The sequence below is a fragment of the Pseudogemmobacter hezensis genome (assembly GCF_013155295.1).
Lineage (GTDB): Bacteria > Pseudomonadota > Alphaproteobacteria > Rhodobacterales > Rhodobacteraceae > Pseudogemmobacter > Pseudogemmobacter hezensis.
Genome location: NZ_JABJXT010000005.1, coordinates 83,497 through 99,536, shown reverse-complemented (window position 1 = coordinate 99,536; position 16,040 = coordinate 83,497). Strand labels below are relative to the sequence as shown.

21 protein-coding genes and 2 pseudogenes are annotated in these 16,040 nt (G+C 63.8%); 12 read left to right on the top strand and 11 right to left on the bottom strand.

Going from position 1 to position 16,040, the window contains the following annotated elements; genetic code table 11:
- Window positions 1–82: 82 nt before the first annotated feature.
- Entirely contained in the window at window positions 83–988 is a 906-nt protein-coding gene (locus HOY34_RS07330) for a metal ABC transporter substrate-binding protein (protein WP_172361386.1), read from the bottom strand.
- Between the two features lie 195 nt (window positions 989–1,183).
- Between HOY34_RS07330 and HOY34_RS07325 the strand changes: the two genes are divergently transcribed.
- The 10 genes from HOY34_RS07325 (at window position 1,184) to HOY34_RS07280 (ending at window position 7,634) form a co-directional block, all read left to right on the top strand.
- A complete protein-coding gene (locus HOY34_RS07325; protein WP_172361384.1) occupies window positions 1,184–1,633 on the top strand; it encodes a Fur family transcriptional regulator in 450 nt (149 codons plus the stop codon).
- Between the two features lie 29 nt (window positions 1,634–1,662).
- Window positions 1,663–2,130: a Fur family transcriptional regulator gene (locus HOY34_RS07320; RefSeq protein WP_172361382.1), complete on the top strand. Its 468-nt coding sequence runs from the start codon at window positions 1,663–1,665 to the stop codon at window positions 2,128–2,130.
- Window positions 2,127–2,750, top strand: a complete 624-nt coding sequence (locus tag HOY34_RS07315; protein WP_172361380.1) for a hypothetical protein — start codon at window positions 2,127–2,129, stop codon at window positions 2,748–2,750. Before HOY34_RS07320 ends, HOY34_RS07315 begins: the two co-directional genes overlap by 4 nt.
- A gap of 126 nt (window positions 2,751–2,876) precedes the next feature.
- Complete coding sequence (locus HOY34_RS07310) at window positions 2,877–3,431, top strand: DUF2753 family protein (RefSeq protein ID WP_172361378.1); 555 nt, start codon at window positions 2,877–2,879, stop codon at window positions 3,429–3,431.
- 74 nt (window positions 3,432–3,505) lie between these two features.
- Window positions 3,506–3,916, top strand: a complete 411-nt coding sequence (locus HOY34_RS07305; RefSeq protein WP_172361376.1) for a pyridoxamine 5'-phosphate oxidase family protein — start codon at window positions 3,506–3,508, stop codon at window positions 3,914–3,916.
- Between the two features lie 64 nt (window positions 3,917–3,980).
- Entirely contained in the window at window positions 3,981–4,214 is a 234-nt protein-coding gene (locus HOY34_RS07300) for a winged helix-turn-helix transcriptional regulator (RefSeq protein WP_172361374.1), read from the top strand.
- 96 nt (window positions 4,215–4,310) lie between these two features.
- On the top strand, window positions 4,311–4,874 hold the full coding sequence (gene ahpC / locus HOY34_RS07295) for an alkyl hydroperoxide reductase subunit C (protein WP_172361373.1): 564 nt from the start codon (window positions 4,311–4,313) through the stop codon (window positions 4,872–4,874).
- Between the two features lie 109 nt (window positions 4,875–4,983).
- Entirely contained in the window at window positions 4,984–5,523 is a 540-nt protein-coding gene (locus HOY34_RS07290) for an NAD(P)H-dependent oxidoreductase (protein ID WP_172361371.1), read from the top strand.
- Window positions 5,520–6,656 (top strand): 3-dehydroquinate synthase, encoded by a 1,137-nt coding sequence (gene aroB / locus HOY34_RS07285; RefSeq protein ID WP_172361369.1) that lies wholly within the window; start codon window positions 5,520–5,522, stop codon window positions 6,654–6,656. The genes HOY34_RS07290 and aroB overlap by 4 nt, the downstream gene beginning before the upstream one ends.
- Window positions 6,657–6,716: 60 nt before the next feature.
- Window positions 6,717–7,634, top strand: coding sequence for a manganese-dependent inorganic pyrophosphatase (locus tag HOY34_RS07280; RefSeq protein WP_172361367.1), 918 nt, complete (start codon window positions 6,717–6,719; stop codon window positions 7,632–7,634).
- Window positions 7,635–7,643: 9 nt separating this feature from the next.
- On the opposite strand, the gene HOY34_RS07275 is transcribed toward HOY34_RS07280, so the two are convergent.
- From HOY34_RS07275 to ahpF, 8 genes are read right to left on the bottom strand one after another with little or no spacing between them, the layout of a single operon-like run.
- Entirely contained in the window at window positions 7,644–9,767 is a 2,124-nt protein-coding gene (locus HOY34_RS07275; RefSeq protein WP_172361365.1) for a heavy metal translocating P-type ATPase, read from the bottom strand.
- Window positions 9,764–10,072, bottom strand: a complete 309-nt coding sequence (locus HOY34_RS07270; RefSeq protein ID WP_172361363.1) for a YtxH domain-containing protein — start codon at window positions 10,070–10,072, stop codon at window positions 9,764–9,766. Before HOY34_RS07270 ends, HOY34_RS07275 begins: the two co-directional genes overlap by 4 nt.
- The gene (locus HOY34_RS07265; RefSeq protein WP_172361361.1) at window positions 10,050–10,370 is read right to left on the bottom strand and encodes a hypothetical protein; all 321 of its coding nucleotides are present in this window, start codon (window positions 10,368–10,370) and stop codon (window positions 10,050–10,052) included. Before HOY34_RS07265 ends, HOY34_RS07270 begins: the two co-directional genes overlap by 23 nt.
- Complete coding sequence (locus HOY34_RS07260) at window positions 10,367–10,708, bottom strand: hypothetical protein (RefSeq protein WP_172361359.1); 342 nt, start codon at window positions 10,706–10,708, stop codon at window positions 10,367–10,369. Before HOY34_RS07260 ends, HOY34_RS07265 begins: the two co-directional genes overlap by 4 nt.
- Before the next feature lie 22 nt (window positions 10,709–10,730).
- On the bottom strand, window positions 10,731–11,054 hold the full coding sequence (locus tag HOY34_RS07255; protein WP_172361357.1) for a heavy-metal-associated domain-containing protein: 324 nt from the start codon (window positions 11,052–11,054) through the stop codon (window positions 10,731–10,733).
- Window positions 11,051–11,827: a type I methionyl aminopeptidase gene (map, locus tag HOY34_RS07250; protein WP_172361355.1), complete on the bottom strand. Its 777-nt coding sequence runs from the start codon at window positions 11,825–11,827 to the stop codon at window positions 11,051–11,053. Before map ends, HOY34_RS07255 begins: the two co-directional genes overlap by 4 nt.
- Window positions 11,824–12,372 (bottom strand): peptide deformylase, encoded by a 549-nt coding sequence (gene def / locus HOY34_RS07245; RefSeq protein WP_172361353.1) that lies wholly within the window; start codon window positions 12,370–12,372, stop codon window positions 11,824–11,826. Before def ends, map begins: the two co-directional genes overlap by 4 nt.
- Window positions 12,369–13,934 (bottom strand): alkyl hydroperoxide reductase subunit F, encoded by a 1,566-nt coding sequence (ahpF, locus tag HOY34_RS07240; protein ID WP_172361351.1) that lies wholly within the window; start codon window positions 13,932–13,934, stop codon window positions 12,369–12,371. The genes def and ahpF overlap by 4 nt, the downstream gene beginning before the upstream one ends.
- A gap of 169 nt (window positions 13,935–14,103) precedes the next feature.
- Here ahpF and HOY34_RS07235 point away from each other — a divergent pair, with 169 nt between their 5' ends.
- The gene (locus HOY34_RS07235) at window positions 14,104–14,727 is read left to right on the top strand and encodes a 2,3-bisphosphoglycerate-dependent phosphoglycerate mutase (protein ID WP_172361349.1); all 624 of its coding nucleotides are present in this window, start codon (window positions 14,104–14,106) and stop codon (window positions 14,725–14,727) included.
- 130 nt (window positions 14,728–14,857) lie between these two features.
- The gene (locus tag HOY34_RS07230; protein ID WP_172361347.1) at window positions 14,858–15,289 is read left to right on the top strand and encodes a Fur family transcriptional regulator; all 432 of its coding nucleotides are present in this window, start codon (window positions 14,858–14,860) and stop codon (window positions 15,287–15,289) included.
- Window positions 15,290–15,455: 166 nt separating this feature from the next.
- Here HOY34_RS07230 and HOY34_RS07225 read toward each other — a convergent pair.
- Window positions 15,456–15,548: pseudogene (locus tag HOY34_RS07225) on the bottom strand (DUF3363 domain-containing protein); the annotation flags it as partial.
- A gap of 300 nt (window positions 15,549–15,848) precedes the next feature.
- Window positions 15,849–16,031 (bottom strand): annotated as a pseudogene (locus tag HOY34_RS07220) (DDE-type integrase/transposase/recombinase); the annotation flags it as partial.
- Window positions 16,032–16,040: the final 9 nt, after the last annotated feature.

Sequence of the window (16,040 nt, the reverse complement as noted above, 5' to 3'; positions counted from 1 at the left end):
CGGTCGCCCGGGTGGGGATGCCTGAATGCCGCAGCCTGCCGCGCAAAAACCGCGCGGCAGGCCAGATCGCTCAGCAGGAGGGTTACTGCGCGGCAGGGGCGAGACCATTGGCGATGGTCTCGGAAGTCACACGAAGCAGGTCGATATAGGTCGGAACCGGACCATCGGGCTCCGACAGGCTGTCAACATAGAGAACGCCGCCATAGTTCACACCGGTTTCCCGCGCGACCTGCTCGGCCGGTGCGGTATTGACCGTGCTTTCGCAGAAGACGACCGGGATGTTGTTGGCCCGCACACCGTCAATAACACCACGAACCTGTTGTGGCGTACCCATGGCGTCCGAGTTCATCGGCCAGAGATAGAGCTCCTGCATGCCGTAATCGCGGGCGATGTAGCTGAAGGCGCCTTCACAGGTCACCAACCAGCGCTGCGCCTCCGGCACCGTCGCGATCCGGGCGCGCAGCGGCTCCAGCACGGCGCGCAATTCCGCCTTATAAGCCATGGCATTGGCCACATAGGTCGCGGCATTTTCCGGATCATGTTCGGCGAAGGCGGAAAGAATATTGTCAATATAGATCAGCGCGTTGTCGATCCCCATCCAGGCATGCGGGTTCGGCTTGCCGTCATATTCCCCGCCCGAGATCGAGATCGGGTCGATGCCGTCGGTCAGCGTCACCGAGGGCACATCCCCCAGATTGCGCAGGAACTGCTCGAACCACAGTTCCAGGTTCATGCCGTTCCACAGGATCAGATCGGCATCCTGAGCGCGCACGATATCCTGCGGAGTCGGCTCATAGCCATGGATCTCGGCCCCCGGCACGGTGATCGACACGACATCGGCCGCATCCCCGGCAACCCGCTGCGCCATGTCAGCCAGCACGGTGAAGGTCGTCACCACCTTCAGGCGATCATCATCCGCCATAGCGGTACCGGCCATCAGGGCCGTGGCAGTCACTGCGCCCAGGAGACGCGACAGTGTCGAAGACATCAGAAGTCCTTTCGTGTTTTCCGGTCGTGAAGCCTTCGCAAACATTCCCTAACGGATTAGTTGCGAGTGAGTCGCAGTATGGATAGCGGGTGCCCGCGAAATTGCAACTGCAAATCAGTCGCAATATTGGCTTGACCTCCCCTGCCCAGCCAGCGCATCCTTCTTGCGACTCACTCGCAATATATGAGGTCATCCATGACGCTGAGCCATGACAACGGGCTCGCCCCCGACGAAGCGCGCCGCATCCTGACGGAAGCCGGGCTGCGTGCGACGCGGCAGCGACTGGCTATGATCGACATCCTGTTCGGCCAGCCTCCGGCGCATGTCTCGGCAGAGGGGCTGTTTGACGAGGTGCGCCGACGCGGCGCCCCGGGTTCGCTGAGCCGGGTCTATGGCAGCCTGAAGCACTTCTGCGCCTCGGGCCTCATGCGCCGCGTGCCGATCTACGGCAACACCGCATGGTATGAGCTGCAAGGCGAAGATCATCATCATTTCTACGTCGAGGATGAAGACCGCCTGCTCGACATCCCGCCAGACCTGATCCGCCTCGGCGATCTGCCGCCACCGCCGCCCGGCTACGTCCTTTCCGGCGTCGATATTCTCTGCCGCATCCGCCGGAATGACTCTCCCGTTCAAAGATCCTGACCCGAAACGCCAGCAACAAGTCAGCTCCCATGCTCAAGGAAGCCATTCTCCAAACCGATCCACGTAACCCGTCTCCCACAGGCGCAAACCTGCTGGACGGAGCAGGGTTGCGCAGCACCCGCCCACGCCGCGCCATCGCGGCCATCCTGTTCGGCCGAAGCTATCACCATTTCACGGCCGAGGAGATCTTTGCCGTGGCTGCGGAGACCGGCCAGCGCCTGTCGATGGCCACCGTTTACAACACCCTGAACGAGTTTGCCGCGCATGGTCTGATCCGCCGTCTCGCCACGGCCGGCGGCCCGGCACAGTTCGACATCGGCACCGGCGACCATCACCACTTCCATGTCGAGGCTGACAACCGGGTCATCGACATTCCGCCGGAAGAAATCAGTTTCGCCCGGCTTCCTGAACCGCCGCAAGGCTACCGCATCGCCAATATCGACGTGGTGATCCGGCTGGAACCGGAGAGACCGCGGGATACAGGAACAGAGATATGAACCGCCGCCAATATCTGCGCCAGATCGCGCGCCAGTCTCTGATTGGCCAGTCACCTTGCGAGCCGCCACACCGGCCGTTGGCTGCCCTATGCGCGACCCTGCCCGCCTGGGCGCGATCAGCGGGAACGCGGCTTCTCCTTGTCTTGGATCAGGGAAACGCAACGCTCAACGAAGATCAGAAATGGGGTTCGGTCATCGCGGCCGGCATCGCCACCGGAAATGCCGATCTGATACAGGCAGTCCTGCGGGATGCCGAAGTTCGAATTCCCCATCAGACGCGCGACCTGGCCCAACGGGCGGCGGTGGCATCCCTCCTGGCGCAACAACCCGCCTCCGATCTGATTGCACAAGAGGAGCCCCCAAACGAACCCGGAGCCGTCCCGCCGCAGGATCAGGAAGCGGCGGCCATGGCGCTCTTCTCCCTCGCTGCGGCCGCCGCCTGGGCCGGCCAGGTCGATCTTCTGTCCCGGCTCCATGCTGTGCGCGCAGGCGGGGTCCGGGATGGCGCGATCAACTCCATTCTCGGAATCGCTCATACACTTGCTGTCATTGCGACGATCCTGAATGGCGGCACCCCAGGGAATACCGCCCATAGCCAGGGGCACCCGCTTGCAAGTTGAGATCCCCGACCCGCGGCTTCCCATCTCCGCATGGGCCTCGAGTCTCACCCTTTCCGTCTGACGAGGTGCGCGCAATGCGCGCACGGCTTCGTCATGCCCGCAACCGAACCTCACCGGAGATGCACCATGAACGCCCGTACCCAGCCCGAAAACCTGTCCATGGCGACGGCCACCCCGATCCTGCGCGACCACCGCTGGCTGGAACTGACCTCGGCGGCCAATCAGGCGTTCAAGGACGGCGCGGTCGAACCGGCCCGTAAACTCTACCTTCGGGGCCTTGAGGAAGCCGAGCGGATCTTCGCCACCCTGAATCCGAACGATACGGCAATCCCGCTGCCGGCAATCATGAACATCGCCTGCCACAACCTCGCGCAACTTGCCCGACAGGAGGGGCGCGAGGCCGAATGCCGTCGTCTACTGATCCTTGCCTTCGATCGCCTGAATGGTGCCGCGCGGCAACCGGCGACCCCACTCGAACTGCGGATCGCCTGCATCCAGCACCTGAAATATACGCTCTCCGAACTGGCCGGGCACCTCGCGGCGCAAGATGCGCCCGCGCCACCCATCGGGCATTACGTCCTTCAGCTGCGCGAGAGCGCCGCCGCGGTCAGTCATGCGGCCACTCACATGGAACGCGCCACCGACCTGCAAAGCTGCGGGCACTGCGGCCTGTCCAACTGATCCGACAATCTGATCCCGCCATGCCGCCCGGCGCAGATCATAGGGCGGCCCTTCCACTGACAGAAAGACGAACGATGAAAACCTTGACCCAGGCCATGAAAGACATGCTGGCCACGCAGACTCCGATCCAGGCAACGGTGACCGAAGGCGCTATTCCCAATCTCGGCCCCAAGCGCAGCTTGCGCGTCTATGACGACAGTACGCTGATCTTCAACGAGAATACCGGCGGCCAGACCCTGACCAATATGCAGAACGGATCAAGGATCGCCGTGGCGGTGATCGACCGCGAAAAGCTGGACGGCTATCGGTTCCTGGGCACGCCGGAATTGTTCACCGAAGGGGCGCCTTTCGACAATGCCGTGGCCTTTGCCGAAAAGAACGGGATGAAGACGCCGAAATTCGCGGTTCTCGTTCATATCGACGAGATATGGTCGCTGCGCTCCGGCCCCAATGCCGGGAAGAAAATGGATGAGTTGAGCGCATAGAGGCGTCACCCGATCGGTCCCATCCCCAGCGGGACCGTCGAGCAGGTGTCGGGCGGGAACAAGAATGCACAATCAGACCCCGGAAAACCTTGGCCGGCGAAATGCCGGGGCCACCGCCCGACGCCAGCTCGTTCTCGATCAACTGCGCCGACCCAGGACACAGAGCGAGTTGCAGGACCGGCTCGGCATGAGCCGTACCGGCACCTTGCATCTTCTGCGCCGTATGGCGCGGGACGGGCTGATCCGTCCGGCCGAAAAGATCGGGGTCACCCGGGTCTGGGAACGCGCGCCTCCCTGAGGCGCTTCGCAGCCCGACACGCGACTTCAATCCGACCGTGAGCTGCGGGGCTTGAGCCGCGCGGCGGCCGGTCCCCATCAGATCAAGAGAGACGACATGGCACTGATCAACACGAAAATCCGCGCGTTCAAGGCATCGGCCTTCAAAGACGGAAAGTTCATCGAAGTAACCGAGGCCGATGTCCTCGGCAAATGGGCCGTCTTCTTCTTTTACCCGGCCGATTTCACCTTCGTCTGCCCAACCGAACTGGGCGACGTGGCCGACCACTATGACGAGTTGCAAAAGCTCGGCGTCGAAGTCTTCTCGGTCTCGACCGACACGCATTTCACCCATAAGGCTTGGCACGATGCCTCCGAGACCATCGGCAAGATCCGCTATACGATGATCGGCGACCCGGTAGGCATCATCACCCGCAACTTCGATGCCATGCGGGAAGAACAGGGCCTGGCTGATCGTGCCACCTTCATCATCGATCCCGACGGCTTGATCCAGGCGGTAGAGATCACCGCCGAGGGCATCGGTCGTGATGCCGAGGACCTGCTACGCAAGATCAAGGCCGCGCAATACGTCCGTAACCACCCAGGCGAGGTCTGCCCGGCGAAGTGGCAGGAAGGAGACCAGACCCTAGCGCCCTCGCTCGATCTGGTCGGCAAAATCTGACAGTTTCATGGACCGGCGACAGATCGCCGGTCCACCACCTCCGTCATGAAAGACAACATGCTGACCGGAGAGACTCTCCTGCCCAGTCGGCCAATGCTGCGAAATCCAGATGCCAACCGTCGCCATCCTGTCCGCCGGAACCGGAAACCCGTCCCAATGCAGCACCCTTGCCGGATGCTTTGCGGGCGAGTTCCGGCGTTCCCCGATCTCTCTGCTACCTCAACTGACGGAGCTGCGCACTTTGGCAAGCCCAATCCTGCACGCAAGCCTGACCGGCGAGGCCGACACCGATCTGGACACAGCACTCCGCATGATTACGCAAGCCGACGCGCTGGTCATGATCACCCCGTTGCATAACGGCAGCTACTCCGGCCTCTTCAAGATGTTCGTGGATCTGATCGATCCTCCCGCCCTCCGTGGCAAGCCGGTGGTGCTTGCAGCCAGTGCGGGCTCTGTCCGCTCAACGCTCGCGCTTGACGGGCCGATGCGCAACCTCTTTGGCAGCTTCAGGATGCTCGTCGCTCCCACGGTTGTGCTCGCCACACCGTCCGACTGGGCCAGCGCAGGGGTTCCCGGAATGGAACTCGGGCAACGGGTTGCGCGCGCTGCGGCAGAGCTCGGGGCGCTGATCGGTTGCCCGGTCCGATGAGCCGTTCCTCCATACCCGGCACCATTCGCGTTCACCTTGCCACCCACAGCTATGATGTTCTTGTCGGCAGCGGGCTGATTGATCAGGCGGGGCGTGAAATCGCACCGCTCCTCGCCCGGCCGCGCGTTGCCATCGTCACCGATGAAACCGTTGCCGCAATCGGCCTCCAGCGCCTGACCGTTGCGTTGCAGGATGAGGGGATCGCTTCTTCCGCCCTGGTGCTTCCACCGGGCGAGGCCACCAAAAGCTGGCGGCATCTGATCGAGGCCACCGAATGGCTGCTCGACAGACAGGTCGAGCGCAATGATCTGATCATCGCCTTCGGCGGCGGAGTCATCGGCGATCTGACCGGCTTCGCGGCCTCGATCCTTCGACGTGGCGTGCGGTTCGTTCAGATCCCCACGACGCTTCTTGCCCAGGTCGACAGCTCGGTGGGCGGCAAGACGGGGATCAATACCAATCAAGGCAAGAATCTTGTCGGCAGCTTTCACCAGCCCGAACTGGTTCTGGCCGATACCGCATTTCTGGACAGCCTGCCGCGGCGCGATTTGCTTTCCGGCTATGGCGAGATCCTGAAATGCGCCCTTCTGGGCGACGCATCGTTCTTCGGCTGGCTGGAGGTAAACGGCCCGGCCGTCATCGCCGGCGATCCTGCCGCACGGGTCCATGCGATCCGGCGCGCGGTCGGCATGAAGGCGGAAATCGTCGGCCGGGACGAGACGGAAGCCGGTGATCGCGCGCTTCTCAACCTCGGCCATACCTTCTCCCATGCCCTGGAGAAAGCGACGAGATACTCCGACCGATTGCGGCATGGCGAAGGCGTCGCAATCGGCTGCATGCTTGCCTTCGAGCTTGCCAGTACGCTCGGGGATTGCCCGCATGAGGACATGCACCGGCTGCGCCGCCATCTGCGACGCATGGGCATGAAGGCAAGCATCTCGGAGATCCCGGGCACCATGCCGCCTGCGGAGGCGATCATCGACCTCATGCAGCAGGACAAGAAGGCGATGGGCGGCACGTTGCGCTTCATCCTGCCGCGACGGCTCGGGGATTGCGCCATGGCCGGTTCGGTTCCGCACGAGGCGCTGCTCGGCGTTCTGGCGAGATCCGCCGCCTCGGGCACCGTGCGTTGAGGCGACGTTCCGACACCCGATTTTCCTGTCAGCCCAATCCCGCCAGCAAAGGATACCCTCATGATCAAGGTCTTCGGCCACAAGGCACCCGACACAGATGCCATCGGATCGGCTCTGATCGCCGCCTGGTATCTGAGTGAAATCCGGGGAGAGCTGGCGCGGGCCTTCGCGCTCGGCGCCCCGAATACCGAGACCGCATTCGTTCTGGAGAGGTGGCAGGCTGACGCACCCGAAATCCTCGGTGATGTCGCGCAAGGCGACCGATGCTTCATCGTGGACACCAACAACCCATCGGAGCTGCCGCCTTCCATTCAGATGGTGGAGATTATCGGGATCGTTGACCACCATCTTCTCGCCGGCGGCCTGACAACCAGGGCACCGATCGAGATCGCCATCCGCCCGGTTGCCTGTAGTGCAACCATCCTGCACGATCTGATCGGCCCGGATATGGCGCGGATGCCCCGAAACCTGAAGGGCGTGATGCTTTCCTGCATCCTGTCGGATACGCTGGAGTTCCGCTCGCCGACCACGACGGCTCATGATCGGGCTGTGGCCACGGCACTGGCCGGGGATCTGGGCAACGTGATCCCCGACTATGCGGCCGAGCTGTTTGCCGCGAAGTCCGATGTTGCCGCCTATGACGAGGCGGCCCTGCTGACCATGGATTCCAAAGCCTATCCGATCGGCGACAAGCTCCTGCGAATCTCGGTTCTGGAAACTACTACCCCGTCCCTGCTTCTGGCGCGCAAGGCGGCGCTGATCGCCACGATGCCCCAGGTCGCAGCCCAAACCGGGGCCGATCAATTGCTGCTGTTCATCATCGACATTCTGAAACAGGAAGCGGTCCTGCTGGTGCCCAATACGCTGGTCGCGCAGATCGCAGAGGCCAGTTTCGGGGTCAGGTCAGACGGCGATACGGTAACCCTGCCCGGCATCGTCAGCCGCAAGAAGCAGATTATCCCCGCCCTGAAGCTGTGATGCGGAGCATCAGGGCGAGGAGATCGCAGCAAGATGGCGCTGCGATCCGATCCGGTGCCGCAGCACATTGAGGAGGATGGCGATGGTGCTGCCATTATGCAGGACCGAGGTTGCAAGCGGCGACAGCGCCCCAAGCGCCGCTCCCGCCAGGATGCTGGTGTTGAGCCCGATGGTCAGCCGGAAACTGACTCGGATGATCTCCATCACTTCATGGGCGATCATCACCGCATCGCTCAAACCGGCGACATCATCTTCGAGCAGCACAATATCGGCGGTCAGACGAGCGATGTCCGCGCCCCGGTTCATCGCGATGCCGACATGGGAACGCGCCAGCGCGGGCGCATCGTTGATCCCGTCCCCGACAAAGGCGATGCACGCGCCGGATTCTCCCAGATCCTCGATAATGCGCGCCTTGTCCTCGGGCAGAAGATCCGCGTGATAGCCGTCGAGGCCGAGCATGTCGGCGATTTCGGCCGCGCGGTCCTCGCGGTCCCCGGTCAGCATCAATATCCGCTGTGCCCCCAGCTCGCGCAGCCTAGCGACGGTTGCGGCTGCGGACGGGCGCAGCGTGTCCTCCAGCCCGATGATCCCGAGCAGACGGCCGCCGAAGCCGATGAAGAGAACCGTCTTTCCCTCATCGAGCAGTTTCCCGATCATCGGGCGATGCGCGCTGCAATCTATCCCCTCGTCATCCTCAACGAAATGGCGCGAGCCGACGACGATGCGCTTGCCGTCCATGGTGCTGGCGACGCCATGGGCCACGATGAACTCGACCTCCTGATGGTCGAAATGCTTGTTCCTGCCGGTGGCGCGGGCAGCCTCGACCACCGCCATTGCCAGCGGGTGGAAGGCATAATGCTCCTCGACCGAAGCGGCGAGACAGAGCAGATCGTCCGGGCTGAAATGCTCGTCGAAGGCAATGGCATCCGTCACCTCCAGAACGCCGGTGGTCAGCGTCCCGGTCTTGTCGAAAACGATGGTATCGGCTTCGGCCAGGCGTTCCAGCGCATCCGCGCCCTTGATGAGGATGCCCGACTGCCCCGCCCCATACATGGCGAAACGAAATGCGATCGGTGTCGCCAGTTTCAGCGCGCAGGAATAGTCCGCTTGCAGGACCGAGGCCGGGCGCCGCCAGTCGCCCGAGATCAGAAAGGCTCCGCTTGCCACCCGCAGGATCGTCGGAACCAGTTGGTCGGCGAGCCGGGCAGACTCCAGTTGCATCCGCCCCTTAGCGGCCAGCGAGCGTTCGACATATTCGGCAATCCGGGCGGTCACCGTGCCCGCGCCGACGCTTTCTGCATAGATCGCGATCCGTCCCTCCTGCACCACCGAACCCGACAGCGCCCGCGCGCCCCGTGTCTTCTCGACCAGAGCGCCCTCGCCGGTCAGCGCGGCTTCGTTGACGCCGGCGATGCCGGAAAGGACGCGCCCGTCCACCGGGACGACCGATCCGGCGGCCACGACCACCGTATCGCCGATCACCACCGCATCTGCGGGGATCTCGACCTCCTGCCCGCCGCGCGTCACCCAGACCGAAGGGTGGACCGGGCGCAGCAGATCGCGCAGCAGTATGTCCGAACGCCGCGCAGTGGACTCGCTGAGATATTCGCCGAGCGACAGCAGGAAGCCGGTGGTGTTCGCCACTGCATAATCCCCCCGCGCCAGCGAGATCGCCACCGCGAGCCCTTCCAGAACGCGGGAAGTGATCCCCTCCTGCGCCAGATCCTCGCCCGCTTCATGCAGCAGCGAGTGCGCCGCCATCGTGGAAATCGCGAGCTGCGCCGCGCGCGGCAGCCAGCCGATCCCGAACAGGATCGCCGCACTGGCGAGCAGCGCATTGCGGGGGCCGTGATCTTGCGCGCCTTCGTTCGCAATGGACGGGTTCGGCTGCCCAAGCGCCAGAAGCGCGTCCCGCAGGCGGCTCGCATCTGTCACGGTCGGATCACAGGCGAGAACAAGCGATTGCGCATGGGCGCTTGCCCGCGACGCCTCTACCCCATCGAATCGCGCGGCCTCTGCCGCCAGCGCCACCCAATCCGCCGGCCCCGAATCCCGGAAACTGCAACGGAACCGCACGCGGCCCGAGAGGCGATGAACCGGCTCGGCCTGCGAAAGCCAGAGACCCTGCGTCATGCGTCCCCGGATTGTCCTGACGCGACTTCCGCCTGGATGTCCGCAATCTGCTCTTTCAACTCGGCCATCGCTCCGGCAAGGCTGCCGAAGCCTTGCACGCCCTGACGGATGATCTTCTCGCGCAGCTTCTCATCGCTCAGCGCATAAGTCAGGGCACCGCCGATCAGCACCCCCACCAGAAGCTGCCCGGAGACAGTCTCTGGCAGGACAGCCCTGAGCCCATCGAGCATCGTGCTTTTCTGCGGCGCAACCTCGACGTAGCGGACCTTGCCGTTCTTTTTCTTACCCGATTTCTTCTTTGCCATCTTTCTCTCGCTCCTGTTCCTGATCCGCCATGGCGAACAGGCTATCCACCGTCACTGCCCCAATGATCCCGCCGGCGATCGCAAGCATCGCTTTCACGGGGTCATCCCGCTCCAGCGCATCGGCAACGACTGTGCCACCCGCGACCGCGATGCCGGATTTCAGCACCCGCCGGACTACCTTCCGCGACAGCGGCCTGCCGCTGGACTCGGCAACCGCCAGAATCCCGGTTGCGACCATCCCCCGGATGAACGCCGTGCGGGCAAGTCGCGCCTGTCGCTTGCGATCCTTCTTCTTCACGGGTTCGCCTTGTCTGCCGCCGCGGTTGAGGATTTACGGGGACTGCGCTTCGGCCGTGTCGCCGGTTTGGGCGCCTCGGCCGCAGCTTCCACGACCGGCTCGCCCGCAGACCCTTCCAGCCGCTGGCGCAACTGCCCGGATTGCTTTTCGACCAAGGAAAGCCCCGAGACGGCCGCGCCCCGCAAATCGTTTCCCGCCCGTTGCAGCCCGCCACGCAGCAGCGCCGTGCCTGCGGCGGTCTTGTCGCTGATCGCCTTGCCCGAGCCGACCTTCTGCCCACAGCGGATGCCGAGTGCGCCGAGGACGATCCCCGCCGCCAGTGTCACAATCGGATTCATTGTCCAAAGCCCCTTTCCACATTCACTCTCCTGACAATCCCGCCAGCGCGAAGCCCGCAAGAAGCCGCTCCGCACCCTCTGATCGTCGTCCCGCCAGCAGGTCTTCCCAACCCGCTGGCGGCAGAACGGCGGGCTGGTAGTCCACCGTGCAGGATCGGGCGAGTGCGTTCACCGACACAGAGCGCACGCCCTCGACCGCTCGCAGGCGTTCGAGCAGGGCGGATGCCTCGGCCGGTCCTGGCAAACCCTCCGGGCCAGTCGTGCCCAGCTTGACCCGCAGCCTTCCGGGGATGTGATGCGCGATCCGACAGGCTTGCAGGGCGAGCAGCAATTCCTCATCCGTCATGCAAGATGCCCCATGCCCGGGGCGCCATCCGGCAGAGTCAACACCACCGGCCCGCGCCGGGTCGCCACGACCGTATGCTCGAATTGCACGACCGGTGCCGGCGGCATGGCATAGAGCGTCCAGCCATCGCCGCCCTGAACCGTCTGCCAGGCACCCAGCGACAGGAAGGGCTCGATGGTAAAGACCATGCCCTCCCGCATCACGCGCTTGTCCGCAGGATTGTTCCAGGTCGCCAGCGCCTGTGGATACTCATGCAAGGATCGCCCAACCCCATGGCTGGCCAGATCCCGGATCAGACTATAGCCATTCTTGCGGGCGAAAGAGCCGATGGCGCGACCGATCTCGGAAAACCGCTGGCCGGTGCGGACCTGCCGGATTCCTTCCCACATCGCACGTTCGCCGTCTTCGCACAGCCGTCGCGCCTCCGGCATCACCGGCGGCACGATGAAGGACGCCCCGGTATCCGAGTAATAACCGTCACGCTCGGCCGAAACGTCGATGTTCACCAGATCGCCCCGCTCGATCCGGCGCGAACTAGGAATGCCATGCGCGGCCTCTTCGTTCACGCTGATGCAGGTCGCGCCGGGGAACTTGTAGTCAAGTTGTGGCGCGGAACGGGCACCCTCGCGCTCAAGGCACTCACGGCCGATAGCGTCGAGTTCCGCCGTGGTCATCCCCGGCTCAAGCGCGGCCCCCATCTTCTGCAAGGTCATGGCGACGATACGTCCGATCACGCGCAGCTTCTCAAGATCGTTCTCATTGCCGATCGTCATTGCAGTCCGCCCTCCAGGGAAATGGCCGGTCGGGCAGCCTGCCGCAGGTTCCGGGAATACTGACGCCGGGCCTGATCCCGTCTCAGGCGCGACATCCTGTCCGTGAAGACGATCCCGTTGGTATGGTCGATCTCATGCTGGAGGCAGACCGCAAACATCCCGTCCGCCCGAACCGAAGCCGCTCGGCCATCCAGATCAAGATAACGGGCCACGACGGTTTCGGCGCGCACCACCTGTTGCACGACTCCGGGCATCGACAGGCAGCCCTCGCCTCCCGCTACCTGCGCGCGGCTCGCTTCCACGATCTCGGGATTGGCGAGGGCGAGACGATGGCGCAGGCCGCTCGCATCCTCGACATCCACGACGATCAGCCGCCTCGGGACTCCGATCTGCACCGCCGCCAGGCCGGCACCGCGGGCCGCATCCATCACCCGGAACATATGCGCGGCCAGCGCGCGGGTCTCGTCATCCATCGCGATCACCGGCATTGAGGGCTGGCGCAGCCGGGGATCGTCGATCGGCAGGATGCGGTTCGGGAACATCATGCCGCCTTTTCGCCGAGCGGCCGACGGATCAGGTGATCGAAGGCCGCAAGGCTGGCCTTCGCGCCCTCGCCCATGGCGATCACGATCTGCTTGTAGGGCGCGGTGGTGCAGTCGCCGGCGGCAAAAACACCGGGGAGCGAGGTCGCGCCATGCGCATCGACCTCGATCTCGCCACGCTGGGTCAACGCCAGGGTGCCCTTCAGCCAGTCGGTATTGGGCACGAGGCCGATCTGGACGAAGATGCCTTCCAGCGCCAGATCGCGGATCTCGCCCGAAGCGCGGTCCTCATAGGCAAGGCCGGTGACGCGGGCACCGTCGCCCTTCACTTCGGTGGTGCGGGCATTGGTCAGGATGGTGACATTGGGCAGCGAGCGCAGCTTGCGTTGCAGCACCGCATCGGCGCGCAACGCTCTGTCGAACTCGATCAGCGTGACGTGACCGACGATACCGGCGAGGTCGATGGCCGCCTCGATGCCCGAATTGCCGCCGCCGATCACCGCGATGCGCTTGCCCTTGAACAGCGGGCCGTCGCAATGGGGGCAGAAGGCCACGCCCTTGTTCAGATATTGCTCTTCGCCCGGCACGCCCATGCGCCGCCAGCGCGCGCCGGTCGACAGGATCACCGAGGCCGCCGTCAGCGCCGCGCCCGAGGCCAGCGTGACGCGGAAGCCCCCGGCCACGGGTTCGAGCCCACTCGCCGTCTGGGTGTTCATGATCTCCACCTCATATTCGCGCACATGGGTTTCCAGCGCGGCGGCCAGTTTCGGGCCGTGGGTCAGCGGGACCGAGATCAGGTTCTCGATCGTCATCGTATCCAGCACCTGCCCACCGAAACGCTCGGCCACCACGCCGGTGCGGATACCCTTGCGCGCGGCATAGACCGCCGCCGCCGCGCCCGCCGGGCCGCCGCCCACCACCAGCACGTCAAAGGGCGCCTGATCGTTGATCGCCTGCGCCGCGCGGTTGGCGGCACCCGTGTCGATTTTTGCTAGGATCTCCTCCGCCCCCATGCGGCCTGCACCGAAGGGCTCGCCGTTGAGGAAGATCGTCGGCACCGACATGATCTGCCGTCCCTCAACCTCCGACTGGAACAGCGCGCCGTCGATGGCGATATGCTCGATGCCGGGGTTCAGCACCGCCATCAGGTTCAGCGCCTGCACCACGTCGGGGCAGTTCTGGCACGACAGCGAGAAATAGGTCTCGAACCGGAAGTTGCCCTCCAGCGCCCGGATCTGGTCGAGCAGCGCCTGTTCCGCCTTGGGCGGATAGCCGCCCACCTGCAACAGCGCCAGCACCAGCGAGGTGAACTCATGCCCCATCGGCAGGCCCGCGAAGGTCAGATGGATGTCCTGCCCCGGCGAGGTCAGCGCAAACGATGGCACCCGCGCCGCATCTGTGCCCCGGGTCACGGTGATCCTGTCCGACAACCCCCGGATGTCTTCGAGCAGCGCCATCATCTCCTGCGACTTCGGGCCGTCGTCGGCCCATACGGTGATCTCGACCGGGCGTTGCAACCTCTCCAGATAGGCTTTGAGCTGGGATTTCATGTTCGGGTCGAGCATCGCCACTCTTTCGTCGCAGGTGTATCGGGGTTTCTTGTTGCGACCTGATCGCAATTGACTTCTCGACCAAAGCGGCGTCTTGGTCAAGAGTATTGCAACTGACTTGCAATATCATACATGACCTTCCCAACGCATTGCGGGGCCGAGGACAGCGAGAGAGCATGAGACGATGACCGGAACCCTGATCCTGTTGCGCCACGGACAGAGCACCTGGAACGCGCAGAACCTGTTCACCGGAGCGCGCGATCCCGACCTGACTGACCGTGGCATCGAGGAGGCCCGCCTGGCTGGCAGAATGCTGCTTGCGCAGGAAATCGTGCCGGATGCCTGGTTCACCTCCGCGCTTCGGCGCGCCTACCACACTCTGGACCATCTGCTTCTCGAAATGGGCATCAGCGATCTGACGATCACCCGGAACGCGAAGCTCAACGAGCGTGATTACGGTGAGCTTTCCGGCCTGAACAAGGACGACGCGAGGAAACGCTGGGGCGCGGATCAGGTCCATATCTGGCGCCGTTCCTACGAAATTGCCCCGCCGGGAGGCGAAAGCCTGTTGGACACGGCGAACCGCGTCCTGCCCTGGTATGAAAAGCACATCGCGCCATTGGCAACGAGCGGCAAGACGGTGCTTGTCGCTGCGCATGGCAATTCCCTGCGCGGCCTGATCATGAAGCTGGAAGGTCTCAATCGCGAACAGATCGTCGGTCGAGAGATCGCGACGGGTGTTCCGATCCTCTACCGCATCGGGGCAGATGGAGCCGTGCAGGAAATGGAGGAGCTTCGCCCGGTATGACCGCCTGTCTTGGATAAGGTAGGGGGCCGATCCGCTGGTGACCCCTGCAAGCCCTCCTGCTATCCTACGGACGAAAAGCAAGTCTGCGCCTGCCGTTGACTGCCGAAAACCACACACGAAAACCGGACGCATGACCAAAGATCTTGAAGACAAACTCGCCGAGCTCTGCAAGGAAAAGGGGATGCGCCTCACCGGGCCGCGGCGCACCATCCTGCGCGTTTTGTCCGAGTCACCCGACCATCCCGATGCCGAAGAACTTCACCGGCGTGTTACCGAAGTGGAGCCAGGCATCAACATTGCGACCGTCTACCGGACGATGAACGTGCTGACCGAGCACGGGCTGATCGAGCGCCACAGTTTTGCGGACGGCCGCGCGCGTTACGAGGCCGGTGGATCGGAACACCACGATCATTTCGTCAACGTCGAGACGGACGAGGTGATCGAGTTCAGATGCGACGAGATCGAGCAGCTTCAGCAGAGAATTGCAGAGGAACACGGCTTCGAGATCGTCGGTCACAAGCTGGAGATCTATGTTAAGCCGCGCCCTGTGCAAAAGCGATGAATCAGCGAATACTTCGTTGTTCTGTCTAGGGAATAGGCGACCCCGTCCCTCGGGGTAGGAGCACGAAAGGTAACCCAGGAAAGCGCTGAATGCCCAGCATGCAATCCGTTTTGCGCGATACTCCTATCCGCGGGAGCGCTAGGTCAGACTTGGCCATCAGGTCAACCTACAGCCCCAAGCCCCTCTGCCGCCCCAACCTCCAGGATACCGATCCGCCCCGCATCACCCCCATGACCTCCCGGCCAAACTGGCGGTCGATATCCTTTCCTGTGGCGCCTGTCTGCTCTTTGCTTCGAAGGATGCAGGGACAGGACAGTCGCGGGACCGGATGGTCATGCCCTTCTTGGGTCACGGCGGCATCTTCGAGGCCAAGCCTCGCCGCAGGGCGTTCCCGGATGATCGACAGGTCCAGGGAAAGACATGTGTTGGGGCGATCGGAGTGAGGGTCAGATCACACCGGAAAGCCATGCGGCGCCAACCCAGCGAATGGTCGATCGGTGTTTGAGTCAAACCACCCGAGAACTGGCATCAATCGTATGACTGTCGGTGTTGACGATCTCGGCCGGCCGTGGCGGGCGAGCGCCTCCTCCAGCGCTTCGACACAGAAGTCCACCGAGAGCGTGATCGACAGCCACCAGGCCAAGGACCCTGCGGCTGCACCAGTCGACGACGGCGGCCAGGTAGACGAAGCCGCGCGCCATCGGAACGTAGGTGATGTCCATTGCCCGACCTGGTTTGGCCGGGTCTCCGC